The sequence below is a fragment of the Streptomyces lucensis JCM 4490 genome, assembly GCF_014650035.1.
Classification (GTDB): Bacteria; Actinomycetota; Actinomycetes; order Streptomycetales; family Streptomycetaceae; genus Streptomyces; species Streptomyces lucensis.
Map to the genome: position 1 here is coordinate 1 of NZ_BMUE01000032.1, position 20294 is coordinate 20294.

At 72.0% G+C, this 20294-nt stretch carries 4 protein-coding genes; all 4 read left to right on the forward strand.

The window, feature by feature from the left end; translation table 11 throughout:
- The coding region (locus IE177_RS34255) for a type I polyketide synthase (RefSeq protein ID WP_190019394.1) at positions 1–5947 on the forward strand (5947 nt) is incomplete at its 5' end.
- A 65-nt stretch (positions 5948–6012) separates the two neighbouring features.
- On the forward strand, positions 6013–7200 hold the full coding sequence (locus IE177_RS34260) for a cytochrome P450 (protein ID WP_190019395.1): 1188 nt from the start codon (positions 6013–6015) through the stop codon (positions 7198–7200).
- A 170-nt stretch (positions 7201–7370) separates the two neighbouring features.
- Complete coding sequence (locus IE177_RS34265; protein ID WP_190019396.1) at positions 7371–19271, forward strand: type I polyketide synthase; 11901 nt, start codon at positions 7371–7373, stop codon at positions 19269–19271.
- 32 nt (positions 19272–19303) lie between these two features.
- A partial coding sequence (locus IE177_RS34270; RefSeq protein ID WP_190019397.1) for a beta-ketoacyl synthase N-terminal-like domain-containing protein occupies positions 19304–20294 on the forward strand: 991 nt, incomplete at its 3' end.

Here is a 20294-nt window from a genome sequence, read left to right on the forward strand (position 1 = left end):
CAAACCCTTCGCCGCCACAGCAGACGGCACCGGCTGGAGCGAAGGCATCGGCCTCCTCGTCATCGAACGCCTCTCCGACGCCCAACACCACGGCCACCCCGTCCTCGCCGTACTCCGCGGCTCCGCCATCAACCAGGACGGCGCCAGCAACGGCCTCACCGCCCCCAACGGCCCCTCACAACAACGCGTCATCCGCACCGCCCTCGACAACGCCCACCTCACCCCCGACCAGATCGACGCGGTCGAAGCCCACGGCACCGGCACCACACTCGGCGACCCCATCGAGGCACAGGCACTCCTCGCCACCTACGGCCAGAACCGAACCCCCGAACAACCACTCTGGCTCGGCTCCATCAAATCCAACATCGGGCACACCCAAGCCGCTGCGGGCGTGGCCGGCGTGATCAAGATGGTCCAGGCGATGCGGCACGGGGTGCTGCCACGCACCCTGCACGTGGACCAGCCCACCCCACACGTCGACTGGACATCGGGAGCCGTGTCACTGCTCGACGAGCAGCAGGACTGGCCGGACACTGGCCGGCCGAGGCGCGCTGCCGTGTCCTCGTTCGGGATCAGCGGGACCAACGCCCACGTGATCCTGGAACAGGCCCCGGTCGAGGAGCCGGAAACGCGGGACGATGTCACGCCGGGCGGACCGGTGGCATGGGTGCTGTCCGCCAGAACCGAGGAAGCCCTACGGGAACAGGCCGCGCGGGTGCGGGGCCTTGTGGGTGAAAGGGAACTCGCGGTCGCTGACGTCGGATTCTCCCTCGCCACCACCCGGGCACACCTCGAACACCGGGCCGCCGTCATCGCCGACGACCAGGACGGCTTCCTCGCCGGACTGGACGCTCTCGCAGGCGGCACCGAACACCCCGGCCTCGTCAGGGGGTCAGTCTCCGGGGCCGGGAAGACCGCGTTCCTGTTCGCCGGGCAAGGCAGCCAACGCCCTGGCATGGGACGCGAGCTCTACGCCACCCAACCCGTCTTCGCACAGGCCCTCGACGAAGTCTGCGCACTGCTCGATCCTCACTTGGACGTGCCGCTCAGCACCGTGATGTTCGCTGAGGACGGTAGCCCGGAGGCGGATCTGCTGGCGGACACGCTATACACCCAGCCCGCCCTGTTCGCCCTGGAAACCGCCCTCTACCGCCTGCTCCAGCACCTGCGCGTCACCCCGCACTTCCTCGCCGGCCACTCCATCGGTGAGATAGCCGCCGCCCATACAGCCGGTGTCCTCAGCCTCGAAGACGCCTGCACCCTCGTCGCCACCCGAGCCCGCCTCCTCCACGACCTCCCCGCAGGCGGCGCCATGACTGCCCTGCAAGCGACGGAGAGCGAAGTTCTCCCGGCTCTGGAGGGCCACCCCGGCGTCACCATCGCCGCGCTCAACACCCCCGACAGCACCGTCATCTCCGGTGACGCCGACACCGTCGCGCAGATCGCCGGACTGTTCGCCTCACAGGGCCGCAAGACCACACACCTGCACGTCAGCCACGCCTTCCACTCCCCCCACCTCGACCCCGTCCTCGACGAGTTCCGGGCGGTCGCCGAGACCCTCACCTACCACCAGCCCCGCATCCCCGTCGTCTCCACCCTCACGGGTGAGATCGCCGGGCCCGACGATCTCACCACTCCCGGCTACTGGACCCGCCAGCTCCGCCGGGCGGTCCGTTTCCACCCCGCCCTCACCACCCTCACCGCCCAGAACGTCACCACCTGCCTCGAACTCGGGGCGGACACCACCCTCACCGCACTCACCAGCACCACCACCGACGCCAAGGCCATCCCGCTCCTCCGCCCTCACCAGCCCGAACAGCACACCGTCCTCACCGCCCTCGCCACCGCCCACACCCACGGCACGGCGGTCGACTGGGCCACGTACTTCGCGCCCCACCACCCCCTCACCGTCGACCTCCCCACCTACCCTTTCCAACACCACCCCTACTGGCTCCACCCCGCCCCCACCGTCACCAACGCCACCGACCTCGGCCAATCCCCGACCACCCACCCCTTCCTCGGAGCCATCGCCGAACTTCCCGACCAAGCGGGCCATCTGTTCACAGGCAGCGTCTCCCTGGCCGTTCACCCGTGGCTGGCCGATCACGGTGTTCACGGCGTCACCGTCGTCCCCGGCACGGCTCTCCTCGACGTCGCCCTGTACGCCGGGCAGCAAGCCGGTACGCCGCACGTCGAGGAGCTCACCCTCCACGCGCCGCTCGCCCTGCCCGACGACCACGCCGTCCACCTCCACGTCGCCGTAGGCTCCCCCGAGGAGACGGGAACCCGTTCGCTCACCATCCACTCGCGACCCCATCAGGGGACGGACCGGACGGACGGCGAGGAGCGACCGTGGGTTCTCCACGCGACCGGTACCCTCACCGCGGACAGCGGTGACGCGCGAATGGACCCGGGGATCTCCGACTGGCCTCCGGTGGACGCGTCCCCGCTGCCCGTCGGCGAGGTACACGCGCATCTGGCCGGCCTCGGTCTGTCCTACGGTCCCGTCTTCCAGGGCCTGACCGCCGCCTGGCGTCACGGCGACGACTTCTTCGCCGAAGTGCGCCTGCCCGACGGCACGGACGCCACCGGCTACGGCGTCCATCCCGCGCTCCTCGACGCCGGCCTCCACGTCAGCGCGTTCGCCGACACCTCGGAGGAAGCGGCGCGGCTGCCGTTCTCCTGGTCCGGGGTTCGCCTGCACCCAACGCGGGCGTCGGGGGCGACGGCACTGCGGGTGCGTCTCACCGTCACCGGTCCGCAGTCCGTGTCACTCGGCGTGGCGGATTCGGAGGGTTGCCCGGTGCTCACCGTCGCCGATCTCACGACGCGTCCGGTCGCAGCCGGTCAAGTGGTGCGGGAAGGCGGCCAGGAGTCGCTGCTGCACGTCGACTGGCAGGCGGTTCCTCTCGTCGACGGCGGCTCGCCGCCGAAGGCGCTCGCCCTCATCGGTGACGGCATCGACTTCACGGGCAGCGACGCGGCCGTGGACGCGTACGCGAGTCTGGACGCGTTGGGCCAGACGATCGACGTTCATGGCCGTGCCCCCGACACCGTGGTCGTCCTGTGCGCCGGCCTTGGGGCCCCGGGGTCGCCGAGCGCCGCCGCGCACCAGGTCACCCATGCCGTCCTGGGCCTGCTCCAGCGCTTCCTCGCCGACGACCGGTTGGGGGGGACCCGGCTGGCCGTGGTCACCCGGGGGGCCGTGGCCGCCAGTGCCGACGAGGACGTACCCGATCTCGCACAGTCCGCGGTGTGGGGTCTGGTCCGGACCGCCCAGACGGAGAATCCTGATCGCTTCGTTCTCATCGACATTGACCACCGCCCGGAGTCCTCCGAGGCTCCCAACGACCCCGGCGGCCCCAACCGCCCCAACAACTCCGACAACTCCGGCAGCCCCGACGATCTCGCCGCCCGCGGCTCCTCCGTCGTCACGGGCGTCCCCGGCCTCACCCGCCCCCTTGGCGCGGAAGCGGCCCACCTCCTCCTGAGCGCCCTTGCCTCGGCCGAGCCGCAGACGGCGATCCGCGACGGCGGCGTCCTGGCCCCCCGCCTGGTCCGTGCCTCGTCGACGGCCGAGGACGGCACCGCCCCCGTGTCCCTCCTCTCCGCCTCCCCGGCCGACCGGGCCTGGCGTCTGGCCTCCGCGGGGACCGGCACGCTCGACCGTCTCGTGTACGAGGACTGCCCCGAGGCCGCCCAGGAGTTGCGGCCCGGTCAGGTGCGGGTCTCGTTGCGTGCGGCCGGCCTCAACTTCCGGGACGTCCTCATCTCGCTGGGCATGCTGTCCGCGCATGATGTGGTGATCGGCGGCGAGGGCGCCGGCGTGGTCGTCGAGGTCGGGCCGGGGGTGTCGGGCCTGGCACCGGGCGACCGGGTGATGGGGTTGTTCACGACCGGGCTCGGCCCCGTCGCGGTGGCGGACCAGCGGCTGGTGTGCCGTGTTCCGGCGGGTCTCGGCCTCGTCGAGGCCGCGTCGCTGCCGGTGACCTTCCTGACCGCCTACTACGGTCTGTTCCGGCTGGCGGGGTTGCGGGCGGGGCAGCGGGTGCTGGTGCACGCCGCCACGGGCGGTGTCGGCGTGGCCGCGGTGCAACTGGCCCGGCATGTGGGGGCCGAGGTGTTCGCGACCGCCAGCCCGCCCAAGCAGGACGTGTTGCGCGCGGGCGGCTTCGACGAGGCTCATGTGGCCAACTCCCGCACGCTGGAGTTCGAGCGTGCCTTCCTCGACGTCACGGAGGGGCGGGGCGTCGATGTCGTACTGAACTCGCTCGCCCACGAGTTCGTCGACGCATCGCTGCGCACGCTGCCCCGGGGCGGCCACTTCCTGGAGATGGGCAAGACCGATCTCCGCGACGCCGAGGCGGTGGCGGCCGAGCATCCGGGGGTGGTCTACGAGGCGTACGACCTGTTCGGCATGGTCGCCACCGACCCCGGTCTGATCCAGGAGATGTTCGCCGAGCTGGTGCCGCTGTTCGAGGGTGGGGTGCTCGCGCCCGCGCCCATCCGCACCTGGGACATCCGCCGGGCCGGGGAGGCGCTTCGGCACCTCAGTCAGGCGCGGCACATCGGCAAGCTGGTGCTGACCGTCCCGGCGCCGCTGGACCCGGACGGCACGGTGCTGATCACAGGCGGCACCGGCACGCTCGGCGCGCTGGTGGCCCGTCACCTCGTGACCGCGCACGGCGCGCGGCGGCTGCTGCTGACCAGCCGCCGCGGCCCCGGTTCGGAGTCGGCCGCCGCCTTGTCCCGGGAGCTGACGGCGCTGGGCGCGGACGTCGAGGTCGTCGCCTGTGACGTGGCGGACCGGCAGGCCCTCGGTGAACTGCTCGACGCGGTTCCCGCCGACCGGCCGCTGACCGCGGTCGTGCACACGGCCGGTGTCCTGGACGACGGCACCGTGCCGTCGCTCACCGCTGAGCATCTTGACCGGGTCCTGCGGCCGAAGGCCGATGCGGCGTGGAACCTGCACGAGCTGACCCAGGACAGGGACCTCGCGCTGTTCACGCTGTTCTCGTCGGTCGCCGGTGTCCTCGGCAACGCCGGGCAGGCGAACTACGCGGCCGCCAACACCTTCCTGGACGCGCTGGCCCAGTACCGCCGCGTGCGGGGTCTGCCCGCCCAGTCCCTCGCCTGGGGGCTGTGGGCGCAGACCAGTGAGCTGACCGGCGGGCTCGACGGCGCCGACCGGGCGCGCATGGCCCGCGGCGGCGTGCTTCCGCTCGCCACCGAGGAGGGGCTCGCCCTGTTCGACACGGCCTGCGGCTCGGACCGGGCCGTGCTCGTGCCGGCCCGGCTGAATCTGCCGGAACTGCGCGGACGTGCGTCCACCGGCACGCCCGCGGTGCCGATGCTGAGCGCGCTGCTGGGCCGGCGCGCGCTGCGGGCCGCCGCCGGCAGGACCGGCCCGTCGACGGCGACGCTGCCCCAGCGGCTCGCGGGCAAGGGCGCGGCCGAACGCGCCCTGCTTCTCCTGGACGCGGTACGCGGCTTCACCGCGTCGGTGCTCGGTCACAGCGGGGCGGCGGAGGTGGAGGAGACGAGGGCGTTCAAGGACATCGGGTTCGACTCCATGTCCGCGGTGGAGCTGCGCAACCACCTCAAGGCGGCCACGGGGCTCCGGCTGCCCGCGACGGTCGTCTTCGACCATCCGACGCCCGCCGCCCTCGCCGCCTACCTGGGCGACCGGCTGGCCCCCGCGGAGGACGTGCCGGAGGCGCCGGCCCTCGCCGAACTCGCCCGGCTCCAGTCGGCCGTGTTCGGTGACGGCGGACTCGACGCGGCCACCCGCGCGAAACTCGCCATCCGGCTGCGGGAGTTCCTCTTCAGGCTGGACGAGAACGACGGCTCCGCGGGGCCGGCTTCGTCCGATCCGCTCGACATCTCCGACCAGATGGACGCGGCCTCGGACGAAGAGATCTTCGACTTCATCGACAACCAGCTCTGAGACCGCGGCGCACGCCGGGGCCGGCTCGATCGATCCCGCCCCGTCACACGGAAAGAGGTACGGAAATGACCGACAGCGCGGAGATCGTCGAAGGTCTCCCGACGGCGCGCAGCTGCCCCTTCAGCCCGCCCGACGCACTCGGCGAGCTGCGGGAGGAACGTCCGATCACGCGGATGTCCTATGCCGACGGAACCCTGGGCTGGCTGATCACCGACCACGCCCTCGCGCGCGAGCTGCTGACCCATCCCGACTTCAGCTCCCGGCACGAGCTGCGAAGTTCTCCGGTGCCCATGGCGATCAAGCCCATGCCGGCACCGCCGGGCATGTTCATCGGCATGGACCCCCCGCAGCACACGCGCTACCGCAAGCCGCTCAACCGGCACTTCACGGTCCGCCGGGTGCGACAGCTCGAACCCGCGATCGAGCGGATCGTCACTCAGCACATCGACGCAATGGAGCGGCACGGACCGCCCGCCGACCTGGTGAGCGCGTTCGCTCTGCCGATCCCGGTACAGGTCATCTCCGAGCTGCTGGGCGCGGACCCGGGCATCAGCGAGGAGATCTCGCGCCTGCGCGCGGTGACGCTCGACCCGGCCACGCCCCCGGAGGAGGCCGGCGCGGCCGTGCGCGCGACGAACGAGGTCATGGCGGACCTCGTCCGCGGCAAGCGGCGCAGTCCCTCCGGCGACCTGCTGAGCGTGCTGATCGCCGACGGAGACATGACCGACCAGGAGCTGACCGGGCTGGCCTTCCTCATGTTCATCGCGGGTCATGAGACGACCGCCAACATGTTCAGCCTCGGCACGTATCTGGCACTGCGCGACGAGAGGGCCCGCGCGAGCCTCACGGGGGGCGGGGTTCTCACCGACGAGGCGGTCAACGAGTTCCTGCGCTACCTGTCCATCGTGCAGTTCACCTCGCGGGCCGCGCTCGCCGACGTCGAGTTCGGCGGCGTTCTCGTCAGGAAGGGTGAGACGGTGACGCTGTCCATCTCCGCGGCGAACCGTGACGGCCGGCGTTTCCCGCAGCCGGACACGTTCGACGTCGACGGCGGCGAGAACGGCCACCTGGCGTTCGGGCACGGAATCCACCAGTGCATCGGGCACAACCTGGCCCGCGCGGAACTCAGGATCGGTCTGCCGGAACTGTTCAGGCGCCTTCCCGGACTTCGCCTCGCGGACGAGTCCCGGGACGTCGCCACGCGCGTGGGCCACAACACGTACGGTGTGCTGGAACTCCCGGTCGCCTGGTAGTCGCCTCCCTTTCGGTGAATCGCACGGAATACCCGATGGAAAAGTCTGCCCGGCACCCCATAAGGCCCAAAAAAGAGCCGCTTAAGACGCCTTCTCGACCATGAATGCTCCGACCACCAATCCACTGGTTCGTGACCGACCGGTAGGCATTCGAGAAGGCTGGGCGTCACATGGCGAACGAGGACCGGCTCCGCGGGTATCTCAAGCGCGTCACGGCAGACCTGCACCAGGCCCGTCAGCGTCTGAACGACATCGAGTCCCGCAACCACGAACCCATCGCGGTTGTGGGCATGGCCTGCCGGTTCCCCGGCGGCACGCGGTCCCCCGAGGATCTGTGGAACGTCGTCGCCCAGGGCATGGAGACCATTTCCGAGTTCCCCACCGGACGCGGCTGGAATCCGGACGAGCTCTACGACCCCGACGCCACGGCCCGCGGCAAGTCGTACACGAACCTCGGTCATTTCATCCACGACGCCGATGAATTCGACGCCGAATTCTTCGGCATCAGCCCGCGCGAGGCACTGGCCATGGACCCGCAGCAGCGGCTCCTGCTGGAAACGGCGTGGGAGGCGGTCGAGCACGCGGGAATCGCCCCCGGTGACCTGCACGGCACCGACACCGGCGTCTTCGCGGGCGTGGCCGGACAGGAGTACGTCTCCCTCCTCCAGGAGGACGCGGGAGCGTCCGAGGGCTATCTGCTCACCGGCATGATCGCCAGCGTCGTGTCCGGACGCCTCGCGTACGCCCTCGGTCTGGAGGGGCCGGCGGTCAGTGTCGACACCGCCTGTTCGTCCTCCCTCGTCGCGATGCACCTGGCGGTGCAGGCGTTGCGCAACGGCGAGTGCGGGATGGCCCTCGCCGGCGGCGCCACGATCATGGCGACGCCCGGCATCTTCGTGGAGTTCAGCCGGCAGGGCGGCCTGGCCCCGGACGGCCGCTGCAAGTCGTTCGGCGCCGGCGCCGACGGCACCGCCTGGGGCGAGGGCGTCGGCGTCCTCGTGCTGGAGCGCCTCTCGGAGGCCCGGAGGAGGAACCACCGCGTCCTCGCCGTCATCCGGGGCAGTGCGATCAACCAGGACGGCGCCAGCAACGGCCTCACCGCCCCCAACGGTCCTTCGCAGCAGCGCGTCATCCGCGCCGCACTCGCCGACGCGCGCCTCACCCCCGACCAGGTCGACGCCATCGACGCGCACGGCACCGGCACGAGCCTGGGCGACCCCATCGAGGCGCAGGCGCTGCTGGCCACCTACGGCCAGGAGCGGGAGGCCGGCCGGCCGTTGTGGCTGGGCTCGATCAAGCCGAACATCGGCCACACCCAGGCCGCCGCGGGCGTGGCCAGTGTGATCAAGATGATCGAGGCGCTGCGCCGCGGTGCGCTTCCCCGCACCCTGCACGCCGAGGAGCCGTCACCCGAGGTGGACTGGTCGGCGGGCGCCGTCTCCCTGCTCACCGAGGGCCGCCCCTGGCCGGAGACGGGGCGGCCGCGGCGTGCCGCCGTGTCCTCGTTCGGGATCAGCGGGACCAACGCCCACGTGATCCTGGAGCAGGCGCCCATCGAGGAGCCGGAGGAGCGGGACGGTGTCTCTCCGGGCGGTCCGGTGGCGTGGGTGCTGTCCGCCAGGACCGAGGAAGCCCTGCGGGAACAGGCGGTGCGGGTACGGGGCTTGGTGGAGGGTGAAGGCGACTTGTCGCCCGCGGACGTCGGGTTCTCCCTGGCCACGACCCGGGCGCAGCTGGAGCGACGGGCAGCGGTCGTGGCCGAGGAGGGGGCCGGCTTCCTGGCAGGGCTCGACGCCCTCGCCACCGGCGCCGAGGATCCGCACCTCGTACGCGGATCAGCGGCGGGGTCGGGCAAGACCGCGTTCCTGTTCGCCGGGCAGGGCAGCCAGCGGCTCGGCATGGGACGGGAACTGTACTCCCACCAGCCGGTCTTCGCCGAGGCTCTCGACGAGGTCTGCGCACTGCTCGACGCCCACCTGGACATACCCCTGCGTCAGGTCATGTGGGCCGGGGAAGGCAGCGAGCAGGCCGCTCTCCTCGAGGACACCCTCTACACCCAGCCCGCCCTGTTCGCCCTGGAGACCGCCCTCTACCGCCTGCTCCGGCACCTGGGCGTCACCCCGCACTTCCTCGCCGGCCACTCCATCGGTGAGATAGCCGCCGCCCATACAGCCGGTGTCCTCAGCCTCGAAGACGCCTGCACCCTCGTCGCCGCCCGAGCCCGCCTCCTCCACAACCTCCCCGACGGCGGCGCCATGACCGCCCTGCAGGCCTCGGAGAGCGAAGTCCTCCCGGTGCTGGAAGGCCGTCCCGGCGTCACCATCGCCGCCCTCAACGGCCCGGACAGCACCGTCGTCTCCGGCGACGCCGACGCCGTCGCGGAGACAGCCGCGCACTTCGCGGAGCAGGGCCGCAAGACCACACCCCTGCACGTCAGCCACGCCTTCCACTCCCCCCACCTCGACCCCGTCCTCGACGACTTCCACGCCGTCGCCGAGACCCTCACCTACCACCAGCCCCGCATCCCCATCGTCTCCACCCTCACGGGTGAGATCGCCGGGCCCGACGATCTCACCACTCCCGGCTACTGGACCCGCCAACTCCGCCGGGCGGTCCGTTTCCACCCCGCCCTCACCACCCTCACCGCCCAGAACGTCACCACCTGCCTCGAACTCGGGGCGGACACCACCCTCACCGCACTCACCAGCACCACCACCGACGCCAAGGCCATCCCCCTCCTCCGCCCTCACCAGCCCGAACAGCACACCGTCCTCACCGCCCTCGCCACCGCCCACACCCACGGCACGGCGGTCGACTGGGCCACGTACTTCGCGCCCCACCACCCCCTCACCGTCGACCTCCCCACCTACCCCTTCCAGCACCATCCCTACTGGCTCATCAAGCCCCACTCCGGCGGGACGCCCGGCACGTTCGGGCTCGAAGCCGTCGAGCATCCGTTGCTGTCCGCGTCCCTCGAGTCGCCCGACGGTGGGACGCTGGTCTTCACCGGCCGCCTCTCGACGGCCACCCATCCGTGGCTGGCCCAGCACACGGTGCACGGCGACACCGTCGTTCCCGGGACCGCGCTGCTCGATCTGGTGCTGCACGTGGCTCGCCAGGCCGGCACGCCCGCCGTCGAAGAGCTCATGCTCCACGCCCCGTTGGTCGTGCCCGAGCGTGACGCCGTCCACGTGCAGGTGCAGGTCGACGCGGTGGACGAGGACGGCAGGCGACGGCTGACCTTCCATTCGAAGGTGGCGTCGCGGCCCGACGCGGGGTGGGTGCGGCACGGGTCCGCGACGCTGAGCGAAGCGCCGGCCGCCGCGCCGGACCACTCCGGCGAGTGGCCGCCCACCCCGGCGTCCGCCCTCGACACGGCCGGGCTGTACGGCTTCCTCGGCGACCTCGGCCTGGGGTACGGGCCCCTGTTCCGGGGCCTGACCGCCGCCTGGCGACAGGGCGACGAGCTGTACGCCGAGGTTCAGCTGCCCGACGACACCGACACCATCGGGTACGGCGTCCATCCCGCCCTCCTGGACGCCGCACTGCACACGCTGGCACTCGGGACGGACGCCGACACCGACTCCGCTCATCTGCCGTTCGCCTGGACGGGCGTGCGCCTGCACGCGAGTGGCGCCCGGGCCCTGCGGGTCCGGCTCACGCCCGCCGGTGGCCGTACCCACCGGCTCACCGCGACGGACCCGCACGGCGTGCCCGTCGTCTCCGTCGAGGGGCTCACGACACGACCCGTCACGGCCGGCCGGCTGACCGTCGCGCCGACCGGGACGGGGCAGGACTCGCTCTTCGACCTGCTGTGGACACCGGTCGCCGGCACCGGGGCGACGGCCGCGCCGGCCGGTTCCGTCGCCTTCGTCGGCGACGCTCACCGCCTCCACCAGCCGGTCGCCACCGCCGCGACCGGTGCGACCGGTGCGACCGGTGCGACCGGTGCGACCGGTGCCGGGGGCGGCGGTGCCGTGGCCCGCTTCGCGGATCTCGCCGCCCTTCGCGAGGCGGTCGCCGCGGGGACGCCGGTGCCGGACGTGGTGGTCGCCGTCCTCGACGCACCGTGCACCGGATCCGGTTCGGTCGTCTCACGGGTGCACGAGGCGACCGCGGACGCCCTGAGCCTCGTACAGGAGTGGCTGGCCGAGGAGTCACTGGCTCCCGCCCGACTGGCCCTCGTCACCACCCTCGCCGTGGCGACCGGCCACGGCGAGGCTCCGGCCGTACCGGCCGGGCTCGCGCTCGGCGCCGTGTGGGGGCTGGTGCGGGCCGTGCAGTCGGAGCATCCCGGCCGGCTGCTCCTCGTCGACCTCGACGGCGAACTCTCGTCCCGGACCGCCCTGCCGACCGCACTCGCGGCCGGTGCCGGCGGGGAGCCGCAGCTCGCGGTGCGGGAGGGGCGGCTGCTCGCACCGCGCCTGGTGCGCGCCGGCGCGCGGGGCACGCTGAGCCCGCCGACCGGGGCACGGGCGTGGCGCCTCGACTGCCGCGCCCCGGGTGCGCTGGAAAGCCTCGAGCTGGTGCCGACCACCGCGGCGGACTCTCCGCCCGCGTCCGGACAGGTGCGCATCTCGGTCCGGGCCGCGGGGATCAACTTCCGTGACGTGATGATGGCCCTCGGCATGTACCCGGGGGACCTCTCGATCGGCAGCGAGGGTGCCGGTGTCGTCCTGGAGGTCGGCCCGGACGTGACGGACCTGCGGCCCGGCGACCGGGTCATGGGCCTGTTCGCCGAGGCGATGGGGCCGGTCGCGGTCGCCGACCGCGCCATGGTGGTCCGCATGCCCCCGCGCCTGACGTTCAGTCAGGCCGCCGCGATACCGGTCGTGTTCCTCACCGCCTATCACGGCCTTGTGGACCTGGCCGGGGTACGGCCCGGTCAGCGGCTGCTGGTCCACGCCGCCGCGGGCGGTGTCGGAAGCGCGGCCGTGCAGCTGGCGCGCCACTGGGGCGTCGAGGTGTTCGGCACGGCGAGTCCGGGCAAGTGGGACCGGCTGCACGAGGCCGGGCTCGCCGGGGACCACGTCGCCAACTCGCGGACCCTGGACTTCGAGCGTGCCTTCCTCGACGCCACGGACGGGCGGGGCGTGGACGTCGTACTGAACTCGCTGGCCCATGAGTTCGTCGACGCCTCGCTGCGCACGCTGGCCAGGGGCGGCACCTTCCTGGAGATCGGCAAGACGGACATCCGTGCACCCGGGGAGATCGCGGAGCGCCGTCCGGATGTGGACTACCGCCCGTTCGACATGGCGGAAGCCGGAGCCGAGCGGATCCAGCAGATCCTCACGGAGCTGGCTGACCTCTTCGAGTCAGGCGTGCTGCTGCCGCCCGAGGTGACGTCGTTCGACGTCCGCCACGCGCGTGACGCGTTCCGCGCGCTGGGACAGGCCCGACACGTCGGCAAGCTCGTACTCACCATGCCGGGCATTCCCGACGGGCAGGGTGCGTGGGACGCGGAGGGGACCGTACTCGTCACCGGTGCCACCGGCGCGCTGGGCCGGCTCGTCGCGCGTCACCTGGTCGCCGCACGCGGGGTACGCCATCTGCTGCTGCTCAGCCGTAGCGGACCGGCCGCACAGGGCGCCGACGGGTTCGTCACGGAGCTCACCGGCCTCGGCGCGCGGGTCACGCTGCGGGCCTGCGACGCCGCCGACCGGGAGTCCCTCGCGGCCGTCCTGGACGACCTACCGGCCGAGCACCCGCTGACCGCCGTCGTCCACACGGCCGGTGTCCTGGACGACGGCGCCGTGGAAGCACTCACGCCGCAACGGCTCGCCAAGGTGCTGCGGCCGAAGGCCGACGCCGCCTGGAACCTGCACGAGCTGACCGCGTCGGCCGACCTCTCGGCGTTCGTGTGCTTCTCCTCGCTCTCCGGGCTGCTCGGTGCCGCCGGACAGTCCAACTACGCGGCCGGCAACGGCTTCCTCGACGCCCTCGCCCAGCACCGGCGTGTGCAGGGGCTGCCCGCCGCCTCGCTCGTCTGGGGCCTGTGGGAGGCACCGGACGGCATGGCGGGCGGCCTCGACGCGGCCGACCTCGCACGCCTCCGGCGGGCCGGGGTGTCGGCGCTCACGGCGGAACAGGGTCTCGCTCTCTTCGACGGCCACGACGTGGGGTCCCCCCTCGTCGTCCTGGCACGGCTCGACACGGCGGCACTGCGCGCCCGGGCGGACGCGGGCACCCTGCCCCCGCTGCTGAGCCGGCTGGGGACCACGGGGCAGGCCCCCCGCTCCCTCGCCCCCTCGGCTCCGGCGGGCGCCGAGTCCCGGCTCGACGCGTGGGCTCGCCGGCTCGCGGCACTGTCCGCCGCCGAGCGCGAGGACACCCTCGTCGATCTGGTGCGCACCGAGGCCGCCACCGTGCTCGGCCACTCCGGGCCCGAAGCGGTGGACAGCGACCGGGCGTTCAAGGAGGCGGGATTCGACTCACTGACGGCGGTGGAGCTGCGCAACCGGCTCAACACCGTCACCGGCCTGCGGCTTTCCCCGACCCTCGTCTTCGACCACCCGTCGCCGTCTGCCCTCGCCGCCCACCTCCTCACCGAACTCCTCGAGTCGGCCGACGGCACGACCTCCGCGTCCCTGCCCGGCGCACTCGCCGTCTGCGCGGGCGGCGCCGACGACCCCGTGGCCATCGTCGGCATGGCCTGCCGGTTCCCAGGCGCCGCGCGCTCGCCCGAGGACCTCTGGCGGCTCGTCGCCGACGGTAGGGACACGATCGCCGCGTATCCCGGCGGGCGGGGCTGGGACGTGGACGAACTGTTCGACGCCGACCCGGACGCCGCCGGGAAGACGTACACCCTCCAGGGCGGTTTCGTCGCCGACGTCGACGGTTTCGACGCCGACTTCTTCGGCATCAGCCCACGCGAGGCACTCGCCATGGACCCGCAGCAGCGGCTCCTGCTGGAGACCGCGTGGGAAGCCCTCGAACGGGCGGGCATCGATCCCGGCACACTGCGTGGCAGTGAGACGGGGGTCTTCGCCGGGGTCTCGGCCGCCGAGTACCTGTCCCTGCAGCACAAGGGGGCCGACGAGCTCGCGGGCTACCTCCTGACCGGCAACACCGCCAGCGTCGCCTCCGGGCGCATCGCCTACACCTTCGGGCTCGAAGGCCCCACCTACACGGTCGACACCGCCTGCTCGTCGTCGCTGGTGGCCCTGCACCTGGCGACCAGGGCCCTGCGCGACGGCGAGTGCACCATGGCTCTGGCCGGCGGCGCGACCGTGATGGCGACCCCTGGCCTGCTCGTCGAGTTCAGCAGCCTGCGCGGCCTCGCCCCCGACGGCCGCTGCAAGTCCTTCGCGGCCTCGGCCGACGGCACCGGCTGGGGCGAGGGTGCGGGCATGTTCGTCCTCGAGCGCCTGTCGGACGCCCGGCGCAACGGGCACCCGGTGCTCGCGGTACTGCGCGGCTCGGCCGTGAACCAGGACGGCGCCAGTAACGGTCTCACGGCGCCCAACGGGCCGTCGCAGCAGCGGGTCATCCGCGCCGCACTCGCCGACGCCCACCTCACCCCCGACCAGGTCGACGCCGTGGAAGCCCACGGGACGGGAACGAGTCTGGGAGACCCGATCGAAGCACAGGCGCTGCTGGCGACATACGGCCAAGGGCGCGACGCTGACCGGCCGCTGTGGCTCGGATCCATCAAGTCGAACATCGGCCACACCCAAGCCGCGGCAGGCGTCGCCGGCGTGATCAAGATGGTCCAGGCGATGCGGCACGGGGTGCTGCCACGGACCCTGCACGTGGACCAGCCCACCCCACACGTCGACTGGACATCGGGAGCCGTGTCACTACTCGACGAGCAGCAGGACTGGCCGGAAACGGGCAGGCCGAGGCGCGCTGCCGTGTCCTCGTTCGGGATCAGCGGCACCAACGCCCACGTGATCCTGGAACAGGCCCCGGCCGAGGAGCCGGAAACGCGGGACGATGTCACGCCGGGCGGACCGGTGGCATGGGTGCTGTCCGCCAAGACCGAGGAAGCCCTGCGGGAACAGGCCGCGCGGGTGCGGGGCCTTGTGGATGAGAGGGAACTCGCGGTCGCTGACGTCGGATTCTCCCTCGCCACCACCCGGGCACACCTCGAACACCGGGCCGCCGTCATCGCCGACGACCAGAACAGCTTCCTCGCCGGACTGGACGCCCTCGCCACCGGCACCGAACACCCGGACCTCGTCAGGGGGTCAGTCTCCGGGAGCGGGAAGACCGCGTTCCTGTTCGCCGGGCAAGGCAGCCAACGCCCTGGCATGGGACGCGAGCTCTACACCACCCAACCCGTCTTCGCGCAAGCCCTCGACGAAGTCTGCGCACTGCTCGACCCTCACCTGGACGTGCCGCTCAGCACCGTGATGTTCGCTGAGGACGGTAGCCCGGAGGCGGATTTGCTGGCGGACACGCTGTACACCCAGCCCGCCCTGTTCGCCCTGGAAACCGCCCTCTACCGCCTGCTCCAGCACCTGGGCGTCACTCCGCACTACCTCGCCGGGCACTCCATCGGAGAAATAGCCGCCGCGCATGCAGCCGGCGTCCTCAGCCTCGAAGACGCCTGCACCCTCGTCGCCACCCGAGCCCGCCTCCTCCACAACCTCCCCGCAGGCGGCGCCATGACCGCCCTCCATGCAACAGAGGCTGAAGTCCTCACCGCGCTCGAGAACCACCCCGGCGTCACCATCGCCGCACTCAACACCCCCAACAGCACCGTCATCTCCGGTGACGCCGACACCGTCGCGCAGATCGCCGGACTGTTCGCCTCACAGGGCCGCAAGACCACACCCCTGCACATCAGCCACGCCTTCCACTCCCCCCACCTCGACCCCATCGTCGACGACTTCCACGCCGTCGCCGAAACCCTCACCTACCACCAGCCCCGCATCCCCATCGTCTCCACCCTCACCGGCGAGGCGGCCACAGAAGACGAGTTCACGACTGCGGACTACTGGACCCGCCAACTCCGCCAAGCCGTCCGCTTCCACCCCGCCCTCACCACCCTCACCACCCACAACGTCACCACCTACCTCGAACTCGGTCCGAACACCACCCTCACCACACTGGTCCGCGCCGGCACGGACGCGGTCGCCATTCCCCTCCTCCACCCCGACAAGCCCGAGGACCTCACCTTCCTCACCGCACTGGCGACGGCTCACGCCCACGCCGTCCACGTGGACTGGGCCACTCTCTACGCCCCGCACCACCCCACCACCACCGACCTCCCCACCTACCCCTTCCAGCACCACCCCTACTGGCTCCACCCCACCCCCACCACCACCGACGCCACCGACCTCGGACAGAGCCCTACGGCGCACGCCTTTCTCGGCGCCACCGCCGAACTCCCCGATGGTGCACAGCTGTTCACGGGCCGTCTTTCGCTCGACACCCATCCCTGGCTCGCCGACCACGCGATTCTCGGCGCGGCCGTCCTTCCCGGTGCCGCGGTCCTCGACCTCATCCTTCACGCCGCCCGGTACACCGGCCACGAGCACGTCGAAGAGGTGACCCTGCACGCGCCGATCACGCTTCCTGACCACGGAGCGACGCGCCTCCGTCTCACCACATCCCCCACTGACGACGGTGCCGGGAAGCAGGTCGGCAGGACGGAGTTCGTCCTCCATTCGCAGCCCGAGGCATCCCCACACGGCTCCGAGTGGATCCTCCATGCGACAGGCTCCCTCACCGCCTTGCCCACCGCCCGGGGCACCGAGGCCGGGGAAGCCACGGCCTGGCCGCCCAGCGGGGCGACGCAGGTCGATGTCGCGGAGCTGTACCAGCACCTCGCCGATCTGGGGCTCGACTATGGCCCGGCCTTCCGAGGGATGAGTGCCGCCTGGCGACAGGGCGACACCGTGTACGCCGAGATCCGCCTACCGGATGGGCTCTCGGCAGACGGCCATCTACTGCACCCCGCGTTGCTGGACGCTGCGCTGCACACCGTCTTCCTCACCGTCGGATCACGGGGGGAGGCACCCTCGCGAGTTCTCCTGCCGTTCTCCTTCACTGCGCTGACCCTTCACGCGGCGCTTCCCTCCGTGCTGCGTGTGCGGCTGACCTCCGCGGGAACGGCCGAAGCCGCGGAGCCCTCCACGTTCACGCTGGAGTTGACCGACGGCGAGGGCCGCCCGGTCACCACGATCGGGTCGTTCGCCGTACGCCCCGTGTCGGCGCGGCAAGTGGCGGCATCCGCCGGCGTCCGTGCCACGCTGGCCCGTATCGACTGGACGCCGCTGACCGAGACGGCGCAGGGTGAGAGGGGTCCGGGCGGCTCAGCAGCCGACCTGACCTTCTTCACCGCCGCTTCAGTCGACCGCACCGGTGGCTCCCCCGCTGTGGAGGCGCAGAGGCTGCTGCACGAGACGCTGGCCCGCATCCAGGAGTGGCTCGCGGACGACAGTCCGGATCGCGAGGAGCGCGAAGGACGTCTCGTCGTCATCACCCGGGAAGCCGTGTCCACGGGGAACGGGGATCGAGTCCGGGACCTGGCGGCCGCGTCGGTGTGGGGTCTCGTTCGCGCAGCCCAGAGTGAGCATCCCGGTCGACTCGTCCTCGTGGACCTCGACGGGGAGGGCGGATCGGGCACGCCCGGCCGGCACGACGTGGAGCGGATCGTCGGGGCCGTCGCGAACGGCGAGTCCCAGCTGGCCGTGCGCGGCGGCGCCCTTCTCGTCCCACGAGTGGCCCGCAGCGCCGCCGGCACTCCCCCGGTGGCCGGCCGACCGGGCAACGACCGCGTGCCGTTCCACTCGTCGGGGACCGTCCTCATCACCGGTGGGACTGGAACCCTCGGTGGTCTGCTGGCCCGCCACCTGGTGACGGAGCACGGTGTCCGCCATCTGACGCTGATCAGCCGCCGGGGCAAGGATGCCGAAGGGGCCGGCGACCTGGTGGACGATCTGACCTCCCGCGGTGCCGCCTCGGTGTCCGTGGCGGCCTGCGACGCGGCTGACGCCAGAGCCCTGCGAAAGGTCCTGGACGCGATACCGCACGAGCACCCCCTCACCGCGGTGATCCACGCCGCGGGCGTGCTCGGCGACGCCACCGTGGGCACGCTGACGCCCGAACGAGTGGACGCGGTGATGCGCCCCAAGGCGGACGCGGCCTGGAACCTTCACCAGTGCACGGCTCACCTGGACCTCTCCGCCTTCGTCCTCTTCTCCTCCGCAGCCGGCACCCTCGGCACCGCGGGTCAGGCGGGCTATGCCGCCGCCAACACCTTCCTCGACGCCCTGGCCGAGCAGCGCAGGGCGCAGGGCCGGCCCGGAGTGTCGATCGCCTGGGGTCTGTGGGAGCAGGAGAGCGGGATGACCGGAGCCCTCGGCACCGTCGACCGCGGGCGGCTCGCCCGGTCCGGTCTGCTGCCCATGAGCAGCGGTGAAGGCCTCGCAGGCTTCGACGCCGCGCTCGAACCCGAACAGGACCGTCCTGTCGTCCTGGCGGCACACTGGGACCTCGCCGCTCTTCAGCGGCAGGCCGCAGCCGGCGAGCTGCCCCCACCGCTGCGCGGTCTCGTACGCTCCCCGGCCCTGCCGATCGCGGCCCCGCACCAGGCGGAAACGGCGTCCGCGCTCCGGGATCGGCTCGCCGTGCTGCCGGAGGCCGAGCGCACCGAAGCACTGCTCGAACTGGTGCGGACGCACGCCGCGGCGGTACTGGGGCTCGGTTCACCCGCCCTGGTCGACGCAGGGCGCGGCTTCCTCGACATGGGCTTCGACTCCCTCACCGCGGTGGAGCTTCGCAACCGTCTGATGGCGGCCACCGGGCTGCGCCTGCCGACCACGCTCCTGTTCGACCACCCGGCACCGGCCTCGCTCGCCGGACACCTGCAGGAGGCGTACGGGCCCGGACGGTCGACGGCCCACCATGCCGTACTGACCGAACTCGACAAGCTGGAGGCGTCACTTGCCGAGCTGCCGGAGGAATCCCGGACCGTCCTGGCCATCCGTCTGCAGGACGCCCTGCTGAAGCTCAATGGGGCCGCCGAGTCCGAGAGCGGTCCGACGGTCACGACACGCATCGAGTCGGCGAGCGACGACGAGGTCTTCGCCTTCATCGACAACGAGCTCGGAATCTCCTAATGTCCCCCGCCACACCGGAGAGCCAACGCGCCATGACGAACGAAGACAAGCTCCGCGACTATCTGAAGCGTGTGACGGCCGAGCTCCACCAGACGCGGCAGCGGCTCGTCGAGGCGGAGTCCGGGTCGTCGGAGCCCCTCGCCATCGTGTCGATGGGCTGCCGGTATCCGGGCTCGGTGCGTTCCCCGGAGGATCTGTGGCGCCTCGCCGCCGACGGCACGGACGCGATCTCCGAGTTCCCCACCGAACGCGGCTGGGACCTCGACGCACTGTACGACCCCGACCCCGACAAGCCGGGGAAGATATACATCCGCGAGGGCGGATTCCTGCACGGCGCCCATGAGTTCGACGCCGGCTTCTTCGGCATCAGCCCGCGCGAGTCGCTCGCCGCCGACCCCCAGCAGCGCCTGCTGCTGGAGACCGCGTGGGAGACCCTGGAGCGTGCGGGCCTCGACCCCGAGACCCTGCGCGGCAGCCGGACCGGCGTCTTCACCGGCATCATGTACGGCGAGTACGGATCCCGGGTGATGCATCAGGTGCCCGCGGGTTTCGAGGGCTACCTGGTCACGGGGAGTTCACAGAGCGTCGCGTCGGGACGCGTCGCGTACACCTTCGGCTTCGAGGGTCCGGCGGTGAGTGTCGACACGGCGTGCTCGTCCTCGCTGGTGGCCCTGCACCTGGCCGCCCAGGCTCTGCGCAACGGCGAGTGCGACCTCGCCCTCGCCGGCGGCGTCACCGTCATGGCCACCGCCGCGAGTCTGCTGGAGTTCAGCCGTCAGCGCGGTCTGGCCCGAGACGCTCGCGTCAAGTCCTTCGCGGCATCGGCCGACGGCACCGTGCTGGCCGAGGGTGTCGGCCTGCTGTTGGTGGAGCGCCTGTCGGAGGCCCGGCGCAACGGCCACCCGGTGCTCGCGGTACTGCGCGGCTCGGCCGTCAACCAGGACGGTGCGAGCAGCCAGCTCTCCGCGCCCAACGGGCCGTCGCAGCAGCGGGTCATCCGCGCCGCACTCGCCGACGCCCACC